This is a genomic window from Armatimonadota bacterium (assembly GCA_036504095.1).
GTDB lineage: Bacteria > Armatimonadota > DTGP01 > JAKQQT01 > JAKQQT01 > DASXUL01.
Genome location: DASXVS010000045.1, coordinates 210273 through 223521 on the forward strand (window position 1 = coordinate 210273; position 13249 = coordinate 223521).

Annotated in this window: 6 protein-coding genes; 1 reads left to right on the forward strand and 5 read right to left on the reverse strand. The window is 62.8% G+C overall.

The window, feature by feature from the left end; genetic code table 11:
- The first annotated feature begins 132 nt into the window (after window positions 1–132).
- Entirely contained in the window at window positions 133–3513 is a 3381-nt protein-coding gene (locus VGM51_10790; GenBank protein ID HEY3413523.1) for a glycoside hydrolase family 88 protein, read from the forward strand.
- Between the two features lie 28 nt (window positions 3514–3541).
- On the opposite strand, the gene VGM51_10795 is transcribed toward VGM51_10790, so the two are convergent.
- The 5 genes from VGM51_10795 to VGM51_10815 form a co-directional block, all read right to left on the reverse strand.
- Window positions 3542–4792 (reverse strand): SDR family oxidoreductase, encoded by a 1251-nt coding sequence (locus tag VGM51_10795; protein HEY3413524.1) that lies wholly within the window; start codon window positions 4790–4792, stop codon window positions 3542–3544.
- A gap of 13 nt (window positions 4793–4805) precedes the next feature.
- On the reverse strand, window positions 4806–6659 hold the full coding sequence (locus VGM51_10800; GenBank protein ID HEY3413525.1) for an FAD-binding protein: 1854 nt from the start codon (window positions 6657–6659) through the stop codon (window positions 4806–4808).
- 462 nt (window positions 6660–7121) lie between these two features.
- Window positions 7122–7928, reverse strand: a complete 807-nt coding sequence (locus VGM51_10805; GenBank protein HEY3413526.1) for a prepilin-type N-terminal cleavage/methylation domain-containing protein — start codon at window positions 7926–7928, stop codon at window positions 7122–7124.
- 141 nt (window positions 7929–8069) lie between these two features.
- Window positions 8070–12794 carry a carboxypeptidase-like regulatory domain-containing protein gene (locus VGM51_10810; protein ID HEY3413527.1) on the reverse strand — a complete coding sequence of 1575 codons (4725 nt, stop codon included), beginning with the start codon at window positions 12792–12794 and terminating at the stop codon, window positions 8070–8072.
- A 244-nt stretch (window positions 12795–13038) separates the two neighbouring features.
- A partial coding sequence (locus tag VGM51_10815; protein ID HEY3413528.1) for a hypothetical protein occupies window positions 13039–13249 on the reverse strand: 211 nt, incomplete at its 5' end.

A 13249-nucleotide genomic window follows, 5' to 3' on the forward strand; every position in this document is an offset into this window, starting at 1 on the left:
CGTATGGCAGCTCGCCGCCGGCGGCCGGGAGCGCAGTGAGGCCTTTGGTTGGCGCAGCGGTCGATCACTATACTGGGTGCATGGTCCGCGGCGAGGCCGCTCGCCGCAGCGCAATTGCCGAGGAGTATGCTTATGTTCCGTAGATGCGCTCTGGCGATCGGCTGTATCCCGCTCTTCGCCGCTCCTGTACCGGCTCAGAACACCGTTACACCAGCCGGTGACGAGTCCCTCACCCCTCCGGCTATCCGTTCGCTTATGCGGAAGGTGGCGGATTACGAAATCTCCCGCACGAAGGCGCTCCCTCCGGACGGAGGCTGGGTTCGCGCTTCTCTCTATACCGGAGTCCTCGCCGCATACCGCGCCACCGGCGAAGTGCGGTACCTGGATGCCGCACTTAAATGGGCAGACGCCGAGGCCAAATGGGCTCCCTGGGGGACGGATCAGCGATTCGCGGACAACCTGTGTTGCGGACAGGTCTTCACGGAGTTGTACGAGATCCGGCGCGATCCCCTGATGCTCTCGGCGTACCGGGCCGCCATTGACAATATGATGGCGAGTCCCAGGCAGGGGCGCGAGGACTGGTGGTGGTGCGACGCGCTCTACATGGCGCCGCCGGGGATCGCACGCCTGGGCGCGATCACGGGCGACCGCAAATACTTCGCGTTCCTCAACGAGATGTTCTGGGACTCTACGGACTTCCTCTTCAACAAGGGCGAAGGGCTGTATTACCGGGATAAGAACTACTTCAGCTCGAAGACTCGGAACGGGAAGCCCGTCTTCTGGTCGCGCGGAAACGGCTGGGTGATGGGCGGGACGGTCCGTGTGCTGCAGTACCTGCCGGCGGACGACCCCGGCCGCCCGCGATTCGTCCAACTCCACCAACAGATGGCGAGGGCGCTGGCCCGGTGTCAGGGCGAGGATGGGCTCTGGAGACCGAATCTGGGGGACGCCGACGAGTATCCGATACCGGAAACGAGCGGGACGGCGTTTGATTGCTACGCCATCGCATGGGGGATTAACAACGGCCTCCTCGACCGCGAGAACTACCTGCCCGTGGCGAGGCGCGCCTGGAGGGGGCTGGTCGCATGCGTCGGACCGGAAGGCCGGCTTGGATATGTCCAGCCGGTGGGGGGCGCCCCGGGCCCGGTTACGCCGGGCGGCACGCAGGAGTACGCCGTTGGCGCCTTTCTACTGGCCGGGAGCGAGATGGCAAGGCTGGACGCCATGAAGTTCGATATGGGAGCCGCCGGCGCCGAGAACGGCTATATTCCCGTTCAGACCGAGGTCTGGACGCCGGCGCGCGGATACGGTTGGCTCGATCCGGGCGACCTCGTGCTCCGCGACCGCAAGGCGCCCGACCTGCTTCGCCGCGACTACCTTTTCGGGCATAAGCCGGCCACCTTCCGCGTGAACGTCGCGCCCGGCCCGTACCGCGTCACGCTGATTTCCGGCGACATGGATTATGGCGACCACGAGACACAGGCGCGCGTGAACGGGGTCCAACTCCCCATCCTGCACCCGCGCCAGTCGCACTTCGCCACACTGACAACCGCCATCAAAGTGACCGGCGACAGGCTCGACATCGCGTTCAGCTCTCCCAGGGAAAACTGGGTCATTAACGCGATAACGATCGAGCCGGCCGCCGGACCGGAGGCCCCCAGGGTTACCGACCAGAGCTTCGCGGCCAAAGCGGCAGACCCATGGATAAACGTCGCGAAGACCCCGGATGCGATCGCGCCGTACCTGAAGCGATTCCGCACCCAACTGGCCGCGAAGCCCGCGTTCAGACCAACCGGGCTCGGCCGGAAGGATTACCTGAAGCTGATCGCCGGAAACGTGGACTTCTTCAGGAAGCATCAGAACAAGGACGGCGCGATCATCGATCCGTACCGGCGTGTGGAGTTTCAGTATTCTACGCCATGTTTCGCACTGGCCGCGGCCACTCTGGTGGTGTACGGCGGCCGGAAGGACCTGCTCGAGCCGGCGGCGAAGGCGATGGACTGGGCGACGCTCACGTTGAGCCAGGGCCGCGCCGCGACCCATCACGAAGATTTCTTCTCCGAGCAGATCGGCCACGCCATGCCGCTCTTCCGCCCGCTGGTCAGCAAGGCCCGGTACGCGAAATGGCAGGCGCAGATTGCCGGTTTCGATCCGTATAAAGTCTACCGGGCGGGTATCGGCGGCAACAACTGGAACGTGGTCGCGCTCAGCGGCGAGTGGCTGTTCCACCGGCTGGGATTGCGCCCGGACACGAAGTACATTGCCGAAAGCCTCACGGCGCAGGGCAAGTCCTTCAGCTCGTCGTTCGGCCTCTACCTCGAGGGGCCGATGGCGTACGATCATTTCCCGCGTCTCTGGGCGGCGGATATGGTATCTCACGGTTACAACGGTGTTCACGCCCGCGACCTCGCCGAGATGCTAAGACGGGGCGCCATCACCAGCCTGTTTATGCAGAGCCCGACCGGTGAACTGCCCGCCGGTGGCCGAAGCGCCCATCATCAATGGAACGAGGCCGAACAAGCCTGCACGTATGAGATCTACGCTGCCCGCGCGCTGAAGGACGGGGACAAGCAAATGGCCGGCGTCTTCAAACGCGCCGCTCATCTCGCGCTCGCGTCCATGAAGCGCTGGATGCGGCCGAGCGGAGAGATGCAGATCGTGAAGAACTGGGTGAATCCGTCCGCCCAGCACGGCTACGAGGGGTACTCGTCGCACAGCCAGTACAATCTGTTGCCGATGGCGATGCTCTCTATTGTGTACCTGCACTCCGGGGAGACGGAGGCCGTGAAGGAGCAGCCAGCCCCGGCCGACCTCGGCGGGTTCGTGCTCCAGATCGACCCGGCGCTGCACAAAGTCTTCGCCAACGCGAGCGGCATGTATGTTGAGGTGGACACTAATGCGGATTCCCACTACGAGCCCACTGGCCTGCTTCGGATCCACAAGTCCGGTTTCAACCCTCAACTCGGCCCCAGCCAGACGCTTTCGACCGCGCAGGTGTACCTGCCGAAGGGGCCGTCCGTGAATGCGGCCGTTGGCGTCGCGTGGAAGGATGTGAACGGTGGGTGGAGGTCTCTCGCGGAGTACACCAACAATTCGCTCAGCCGGATGAGCCTGCTTGGCGTTGAGGAGAGCCCAAAATCCGTTGCGTTCCAGTTGCTCGACCAGGGTTATTTCAGCGGACCGGTTTTCATCAGCGAGAAGTACACGATCACGCCCGATTCCGTTCTGCTGAGAACCGAGACGCCGGATTACGCCGGCCCTCTGAGGTACGTCTGGCCGGTTCTGGCGGACGATGGGAAGTCGAAGTCATCCATAAGCGTCAAGAACGGCGCGGTGAGCGTTACCCTGCGGGGCGAGACGCAAACATACACACCGGTTGGCGCATCGGCTATCAGCGTGGGTAAGACTCTCTACCCGTTCCGGAACGGCTGGGCGCGCGTGGTGACCGCCGAGTACCCTCGCGGCGGCGCCATATCACTCCGTATCGCCCCAAAGGCGCGGCGATCGCGTTGAAGACCGTTCGCGGTATCGGGCAAGCGGGTTATAGAGCCGGGTCCGCCGTCTGTGACCCGCGCCTTTCGACCGGGAAGAGGCGCGCCCCCCATCCCGTCTCGACGGCGTAATTCATACATCGGGCGAAGCTGTCGAAGTTCAGTTGCGGACAAACCAGCCCGTGCGTCTCCAGGACTGGAGCGGTGTTCTCGATCTCGAATGACCTCAGGTCCTGCATATATGGACGATACACGTCAAGGTAGGAATCGTAGAGAGTTTCCAGCGCGTTTCTTGGCCGCAACTTGAAAGACTCCGTCCCGCACGTCTCAACGCCGTCCAGGCCGAAAAGTCGTATGGCGTACCCGACGATCTCCTCGATTTTCGTGGCCTGGGGATTGACGACGTGAAAGATGCCGCCGTTGAGGCAGTCCTCCATGGTGGCCATGAAGACATCTACACAGTGATTGATCGGGACGAGGTTGATGCCGCCCTCTGCGCCGGTTTCGACACGGATCGGCATGAAGACCCCGCCGCCCTCCGTCAGGTGGATGCCCAGTTCGGCGGCCTTCCTCCCGCCGCGCTCGCGAATGTCGGCGAGGTAGACGTCACGGATCATGAGGGCCGCCTTGACCGGAAAATACAGGGCATTGAAGCGCAGAGTCCTCCCGGTTCGGGAATCGCCGTAGACGATGGAGGGCCGGTAGACATTCAGCCGGATGCCGTGGAGCCCGCAGGCTTCCCGCGCCAGAATCTCACCGCGGGCCTTCGTCTCTTCGTAAACGTTCGTGAACTCGCCCGATTCCACCCAATCCTCGCGGCACAGCCCGGTTCGCCGTCCTGCGACGTAGGCCGTGCTGACGTGGTGGAAATAGCAGCACCCGCTTTTGGCGGCGAAATCGAGAACGTTTTTCAAGCCGCCGACGTTGGCTGCCTCGATCTCGGCCCGCTTGCGCTCCGCGAATGCGGTGTTCGACGCACAGTGGACGATCTCGTCAATTGCTCCCGGCCCCGCCTGGCCGCCGAGTGCAGCGGCGGCCCAGCCGGGATCGAGGATGTCACCCTCTGCGACGTCCAAACGCCCGCGCGACTCGCTGTCGAGTCCAAACCAGTCGACGATCTGCGCGACCCTGTCGCGGGCGGAGAGCCGCCGGGATGATCTCGCGAGAATCGTCACACGATATCCCGCCCTGAGCAGAGCGACAGCGATGTGGCTGCCCAGGAAGCCTGTCCCTCCCGTGACCAGGAATCGGCTCGCCTTCGCCGCCCGCTTTCGTCGGAGAGGGAGGGTTCCGATCCTCATATCTACACTCGAGTCACACACGGTAGAGGATATGCTCAAGCCTCGAACAACCCTGGGAGAAAACAGGCTTCATCGTGTTCACCCCGGGGATCCGGTCTGTCAGTCCGTCAAGCCAGGGATCGGCTTCGGACATGGCAAGCGCGATCTTCTGCCGCTGCGCCGGGTCCGTGTGATCGAAGTAGTAGTCGTATTCCAGGATTGCCCGCTTGCCGAAATCCAGAGGGGTCAGGAATCCGAAGTCATGGTCGATGTCTTGGGCGATCGCGATTCTTGCGAAACCATCCAGAACCTCGTGGATCACGTCGAGCCTGTCCGGCGGGAGATAGACGAGGAACGCGAGCCCGTGCTTCCGCCGAGCCATGCGCGCGCTTACGATACGGTGCATCGTGAGCCATACCGTATCCGTCATCTCGGGACGCGAATAGAGCTCCCGGTAGAATGGGCGAAGCGACTCCGGGACGGCCTCGGCGATCGTCTCCGGGGACGGCTGGAGGATCGCCTCGATCAGCGGTCGCATTTCGGGGCGGCAAAGGAGTTCAAAGGGACGTTCCTGTCCCTCGTAATCCCGCACAAGATCGAGCCAGCGTGGTTCCACGAGGCGCGGAAGGCCGAGCATCAGCGTGCGAAGGAGCGAGGAGTCGATGAGCGCCGGGGCCATCTTCGCGATGGCATCCCTGCCATATTGATCGGCGATGACGAGGACCATCGCCTCGATGCCGAGCGCTTCCGGCAGGGCGGCCTTGAGCTTCAGCGCAAGTTCCTCGCCGGGTGACAGGAACGTTGCGATATAGTGTGCGCCGAGGACGGCCACGGCGAGGCCGATTCGACGCTGACCGAGCGTTCGGGCGAAGCGGACGGCCTCATCGAATCCGGCGAACGGCACCAACAGACCTTCCTCGTCCGCGGTCGCCGGGTGGAGTTTGACGAAGGCTCTTGTGCAGATACCGGGGGAGGGGGCGCCGCTCTGCTCGAAGGCGAAATGGTTCGTGGCGGCCTTTTCGTTGAGCCGGAACACACTCCCGTCGCGGCCGACGAACTCCATATCGATGAAGTTGTCCGCGGCCGTGCCGTAAACGTTGGACCACGTCGAGAAAATGCCCGTACAGACGATATTGCCGCAGACTGTGGCGGCGGGTTCGGCGACATTGACGCGAAGGCCGCGGCGCCATGCCTCCTGTTGAAGATCGAATGCGGTGACGCCCGGCTCAACGGCGGCGCACCAGTTATCGAGGTCCATCTCGATCCGGCGCATCCGGCCCATATCCAAAACGATTCCGTCCGAGAAGACGAACCCGAACACGCTTCCGCCATTGCCCCTGACGGCGTAGGGGAGGCCAAGCTCTCCGGCCAGGCGGACGATCGCGACGACATCCTCCGTGGACCCCGGGAGAACGACGTAACGGGGAATCTTCGGACCGGCGAGTGGAAAAGGGTCGTCGGCATACGTCCAGAGAACGGCGGGGTCGTTCGAAACCCATTCCTTCCCCACGATCTCCCTGAGTCTCCGGAGCCCATCGTCCTCGGCGGGTTGAACGACGTCCCCGCCGCCATCCACGTGCTCCTCGACGTATTCCTTCAGCGCCCGCATGACCTCGGTCGGCTGCATTCCCGTCACGAAATGGCATTGGTAGTCGCAAATCCCGCAGAGCGTACAGCTGTCGGCGCTTTCGACGAGGGCCTCCGATATCGGTATACGCCCTTCGGCGAGGCCCCGGTAAAGGTCCATGCGTCCCTGGGGGTAGAACGTGACGAAGTGCTTTTCGGAACCTGAGGGGCAAAGGCCGGTCGCCAGATAGTCGATCTTGCACATAGCGTAGTGCCGGCATTGTGCCGCCATGGCCGCGGCCTTTACGTCGATCTGTGGCATGAGGGACCTCCCTGGGCCTGAGCCCCGAAATGCTGATCGCGATCACGCGCGCGGGGCGACGGGAATCTCCCTGCCGGCCCGTGCGTCTACCAGTTGGCCAGCCGCGCTTTCACGCGGCGCGAAAAACCCGATAGGAGTGACGGAGTCGATCGAAGGCGTCCCGGAGGTCTCTCCTCAAGGATTATTGTATCCGACTTGTGCTCCGATACAAAGCGCCGGGATGCGCCGTTTCCCTCCGGAGGCACGGGATTCGCGGCCCGGTATTTGGGCTGCGGGGTGCGCATGACAGAATCCCCGGCAATTGACACAAACCTGGGCATAGCGATCGGCGAGGGGGCTTGTCTGAACCGCCGGTGGGCATCCCGTTCGAGTCTGTCCGTTGCTCGGTAACTGTAAACGAGTCGGGCGCCCTGGAAAGGGCGCCCGAAGGATGCGATGGAGCGGGTTGGAGCCCGACGCGTTCTAGGAATCGGGCAGGTTTGCACCCGGATATGTCGGGGCGCCGGCGTGAGAACCGTCCGCCGAACCACAGTAGCCCCAGCCCGTTGTGCGCGGCCAGTTGTATGCTGTCCCGTTCGGTGCGGAGCCTGTAGCGCTGTTCGGGAACAGGTAGCAGAATGGGTTCGTGGTGCTCGGAGACGCCACCATCACGGTGTAGAAGGCCGCGTGGCCATCGGCAAAGAGGAATACCTTGCCCTGTCCCATTCCGCTGCCATGCGGGAAGCCCCACTTCGTGGGATCCCTGGGGTACTGGTGCAGTACGCCTGTAGCGCCTTGTCCCGTCTGGTCGAACCACTCTCCCGTGGCGTCAGAGCCGACGCCGCAGAGTTCTCTTCCCTTCTCGTACAGCATCACCGTTTTCGAAGGGATCTTCATCTTCGAAATGGCAAGCCCGCTAACGTTTTGGGGCAGCGAGTACGAGCGTACAGGGTTCGCTTCTGTCGCTCGCCGGGCCTCAACGGCCTTGTTCGTGGGGCAGGTGAATGACTTCTTCGTCTTGACGAGGGGGAAGATCGCCACATCCCACGTGTAGGATTGGAACCCTGCAGGCGGCGTCACGTTTCCGAGCGCCCAGATGGGGAGAGTGTTGTCAGAATCGTCCATGTACAACAGCATGGCCGTGCCCAGTTGCTTGTTGTTGCTGATGCATGTTGTAACCATGGCCCGTTCGCGTGCCCTGGCGAAGACAGGGAACAGGATGGCAGCCAGGATGGCGATAATTGCGATGACCACTAGCAGTTCGATTAGCGTAAAAGCTCTTCTTCTCATACGTTTTCCTCCCTCCGACAGTGAGTGGTCCCTCTGCCTGTTAGAGCGGTAATGAAGGCGTAATGTTCCGTTCCCGGTGGATCACCAGGGGGAGAGGCGCCCCTCCTCCACGCCAGGGTGGAGGAGGGACGCGGCAGTTAGTTACTTCAGGCCCTGCTTCGCAAGAGCGATAGCGTCCTGAATGGTGATGACGCCCGATGGGGCGGCAATATCGTCTACCCCCATTGTACCAGAAGTTGCGGCTTGCAGGCCCGCGGCGATCTTCAGCGCGTCCGAAGCGGATGGAACCGCCGGAAGCGTCGGCACTGAAGTGCCATCGAGGTAGATGATGACGCTGCGGATGATATCCGGGTTGTCACCGGTGTTGGAGCGTGGGTTGAGGCGGAAGTCGGCGAAGAGGTTCTGGTTCTTATAGGCGCCGAAGGCTTCCATCACAGCGGTGCCGGGCGCCATGTAGGTGTTGGCCGAGGCGACCGGGACCAGGTCCCACTCGAACGTCTTCCACGTGTTGGTGGAACCTTTAGTGACGATCCAGTCTGTGTTGCCCGTTCCGGCGGCGTTCTTGGTCTGGATCGTTCGATACGGGTCTGTTGTGCGCATGGTGCGGTTGGAACCCAAGGTCGCGGTCGCGCCCGCGGTGCTGACCCACGGGGTGCCGGACATGGAATGTGTCCAGCCTTCCATACGGTTGTAGTTCAGGCCGATGCTGTCATTGGTCTGTCCGGCCTTCGCGTTGTCGAAGTATTCGATCCGTATGCGGACATGCGGTCCGACCTTCCAGTTCGCGGTGCCGGGCAGTCCGCCGCCGCCCGCGGGGGGCGAGGCGGGCATCACGAAGGTGTTCAGGTCCATCCCGGGCCCGGTCGCGGGAACACCCGGAACCGTGCCGTCTTCGGACGGCATCTTGCCGATGTCGCCCATTCGGCCGCGATACAGCCAACCCGGGTCAACCTGGAAGTAGAAGTAGTCGTTCGCTTGGGAGATGTTGTCGATGCGGTTCTGCCTGCCACCAACGGCGACCGGCGACGTCATCGAGTCGGTGACGTTAACCAGGTTTCGCGGGCGGTTTGTATCCGAGGAATAGCCGTTGAACACGCCTTCCATCTGCTTCAAACCGTTGCTGATGTTGGTCGCGCCGAGTACGGCGTAGATGTACGTCTGGCCGGCCCCCACATCCAGCGTGCCGAGGCTGTTGGCGCCGGCGGCGATGGTTGCGGGGAACGTCTTCGTGAGGATGCCGGTGGCGACCGGGATAACGGTTACGCTGTATGTGCCCGGGGCCACGCTGGAGATGCTGAACGTTCCGTCGGCGGCCGTATAGGCCATATGCGCGTCGTCAAAGATCACCTGCGCCATGTTGAGCGGGCCGGAGGAGGAAGCGCCTAGCGGTTGACCGACGACGGTGCCGGTAACGGTGGTGCTCACCACGTCGCTGCCTTCAAGGGTAGCGGCGAGGATCGAGAAGTCGTTCGTGCCAACGCCGGAGAACATGTACGGCAGGGTGACGCTCTTCAGGACCTTTGCGGCGTTCACGGGGAGCAATTGCTGCACGAAGGCGGCCGTGGAGTCGGCATTGCGGCTCTCGTCGGAGTTGTTCTCGCGGCGGCTGCGGATGTTGAAGCCAACATCGGTCAGGTTCGGGGCCGCTGCCGGCGAGAACTCGCGGTAGAACATGCGCTTCGGCGTTTGGGTGCCGGGGTTCGTCCAGTTGCCAACCCAGTCATGATGGGCGATCTGGACCTGCTCGCTGGTGCCGTCGTCGTACGTGAGTGTGAAGTGCTCGTAATATGCCAGCGTTCCGAAATTGCCGTTGCCCTGGCCTTCGCCGATGATCGACAGGGCGCTGTAGTGGCCCGGGGCGATCTGCCACGTCTGGCCGTTGCAGCGCTGAACGTTGTTGAAGTAGGTCTCCTTGTTCGGCATCTTAAACGGCACGTTGTTGGTGCGCGCGTCCTGGACGATGGTGCCGGAAGCCGGCATCAGGTCGCCGTTGAAGCACGTGTCGCCGCCGGAGCTGCCTTTGTAGTCACCGGTCATGTCGGCCATGGCGATCATGTCGAAGTTGTAGTTCAGCGGGAGGTAGGTGAATACGGGAGCCTCGGCGGGGAGTGTGATGGTGACGTCGTCCGGAGCCGGCATCTTCATGCCCACGGGGACAACATGGCCCGCCAAAACGCCGGGCTTCGTTTGACCGTACAGGAACGCATCGAGATCGACCTTCTGGCCGGCCGGTACGCCCTTGAAGACGCCGACGCCATTGGCGTCGCATTTCGTGCTGTACGGGCTCATCGCGATCCAGGCGCCGGCCGCGGGGGTGACGCCATCGCTCATTTTGACCGTGACGCGGATATCGCTGCTCACGGGCTGAGGAGTCGCTGTTTCCCAGGAAACGGCGCTCACGAACGGGTACTTATTGGTCTGGTTACTGCGGTCGAATCGGATGTCGTGCAGCACCTTGGCCGGGTTGCAGGGAATGACCAGGGCCTTGATGTAGATGTTGGCGGCGCTGGAGGTGGTGCTGCCCACGCCGTCTTCCCAGGGCGGGGTTCGCCCGCCCGCGGTTGTGTGGCGTCCGTGCATCGTCACGTAGGGCAGTTCGTTCGATGTTCCCGGCTGGTACCAGTCGGAAATCGCGATCGGTTTGACCTCGGATGTACCGTCCGCGTAATTGAGGGTCGCCCGCATGTTCACGCCGCCTTCCAGGCCGGTTACGGCGAGGTAGCAGTTCAGAACGTTAGTCTGCGGGGCGAGCAGTTCGTAGTCGCGGATGCTGATGAGGTTGGGCGTGCCGCCTTCGGGGTAGCCGGCGACACCGGGTGCAACCGGGGAGTCGATCGTTGGGTCGCCGAAGTCGAAGGCGAGGGCGCCCGGGGCTCCCGCGGAGGCTTCCCAGTTCTTGATGCTGGCGCCGTTGTGGTGAACGGTGTCCGGCAGGGGATCGGCAACCGTGTTCGGGCTGTAAAGCCCCTTAGGCATGTATTCGCTGCCGAGGCCGAACGCCGTGAACTGGAAGTCGCCGAACTTGGCGGGGTCCGTCGTGGTGGCCGCCGGATCGTCGGTCGAAATCTGGTCCAGCGTCGGGTTGGTCAGCGGGTCGGTAATAACCGGGATGGGGTACGGGAACTGGATGTCAGCCCCGGTCACGGCATCAGGCGCGGCAACCGGAACGCTGATGGTGGTTACCGGGTAGTTGGCCGGCTTGTTCGCCGAGATCGAGTACGTGCCCGTCGGCAGGCCGCGGAACATATATGTGCCGTCGGCGCTGGTGTTGATCGTGTAACTCAGCATCTTGACAAAGGCATTGGCTACGGGGCCGCTTCCTTCGGAGACAGGCTTCTTCACCGTGCCGCTGATGGACCCGACCGGGCCCGGGACGTCGATGGTGTCGCCCGACCATGCGAAGATGAAAGCGCTGAGGGTGGTATTGGCGTTCAGCAGGTCGGGACCGAACGAGATGCTCTTCAGCACTTTCGTAGAGTCCGCGATGATGAAGCGCATGAACACGTTGAATGCCGGCGGCGTATTGCCTTCGGGAACCGCGGTTCCGTCCGTTGACTTAAGCCGTTTGTCCACCGAGAAGGCAACGATTTCATCATCGCCAGCACCGCCGCCGCCGTTGTTGAAACGATACAGCGAGTTACCGGCCACCGAGACGACAGGCTGAACGGTGCCGTCCGTGTAGTTCAGATAGGCCAGCGTATCGCCCTGGCCGTCCGTGCCGTTCTGGATCATGTACAACGCGGAGTACTTCGCGGGCGGAACGGGGATGACGGCGTTAACGGATGTGATGACATTGTTTTTGCCGGGGGCGGTGGGCGGGAACCAGAAGTTCAGGGTTGGAGGCATGAGGGAGCCGAGCCCGAAGGTGGTGCCCGCCGGGAAGCCGCCATTGGCCGCGCCTGTGAACCACAGGGAATCGCCGGCAGGGAGCTCGTCGGAGGGCAGGTTCAGGCCGCCGGAGGACGCGTTGCCACCATTGCTCTCACCTGGGTTGGAAATATTGTCGAGGTTGTAGTTCGGCAGCGGCGCGGTGTTGGCCGCCGTGTTCTGAACAACCTGGGTGAACGTCAGATTTTGCGTGACCACACCACCGCCTGAGACGGCGGCCGTGGACTGGACCGGAGCGTACTGCCCTGGGGCGATCGCGAACAGGACGTATGTTCCGTCATAGAGCCCGGTGAAATTGAAGGCGCCCGTGGCATCCGTTTTCGCCTTGGAGACACTGGAGGGCGGCCCGTTTGTTACCGGCTGCGGTCCGATGATTTCGATAAAGGCATTGTTGACCGGGTTTGTGCCGAATAGCGCCGTACCGGTGATAGCCGGGGCCACGTCCAGCACCTGGAGTTCGTTGATTCCCCAGACTGTGCTCGTATTGCTGCTGACGGTACCGGCAATGCGCACATACCGGTGCGACTGCGCGCCAATATCGATGAAATCGTTGGCGGTGCTGAATCCTGCGGGATCCGCCGTGCGTGTGTAGACGATGGACCAGTCACCCGTTCCATAGAAGAACGAGGTGGGATCCGTATCCACGGCGTCTCCAACTTCAACGGTGAAGGCGGTCGCGTGATCCCCGGTCCAGTTCAAACGCACGTAGCGGAAACTTGAGATGGCCCCCAGGTCTACGCCCGCCTGGTCGTTGCCGGTGTTGGGAGAGCCGGCGTTGTTCCAGGACGTGGTGAAGTTGCCATCGGTGAGGTTGGCTGTCGTATCCGTGCCGGTCCCGGCGACGGGACTGTTCCACGACGCGAAGGCGGGTTTGCCGAGAGCCAGGTTGGTGGCTCGGGCGCTGATGGCCGGCCACAATGCGAGCAAAAGCAGCGCAACGAGACCGGGCACCCATTGAGTGGGAAGGCGTCTGTTCATGACAGGCTGTTTTCCTTTCTGAGTAAGACGGATGATCTAGTGTTGCCGGCATTTCTGCCGAAGTCTGCCAACGATCACATGCGGAAGGAGCAGTGACGGGGTGGAATGCCGCGCTCCCTCCCAGAGTGCGGACGCCGCGTTTCGGCGTCGCCCGCTGGTGTTCAAGGCCTGTGTCCGCTTCCGGAATGGAAAGATGAATCAATACCTGGATGAAGCGCTACCGGGAGCCTTGAATCTGTGTCAGTCAGATGGTAAATCGCGCGAGCGCGTCTGGAACCCTCGTCGTGAGCGCGTTGGCCGTTTGCGACGACCAGGTCTCCTCGGGGAGTTCCGCGAGTTGGACGGTTTCGGGCACGGTCGACGCCCGAACGATGAGAGGCGTGTCCAGCAGGACGTGGCGGATGGGCAATTGCGGAGCCGCCATGCGCTGCCGAAGGAGGATTGCTGCGTGCCGC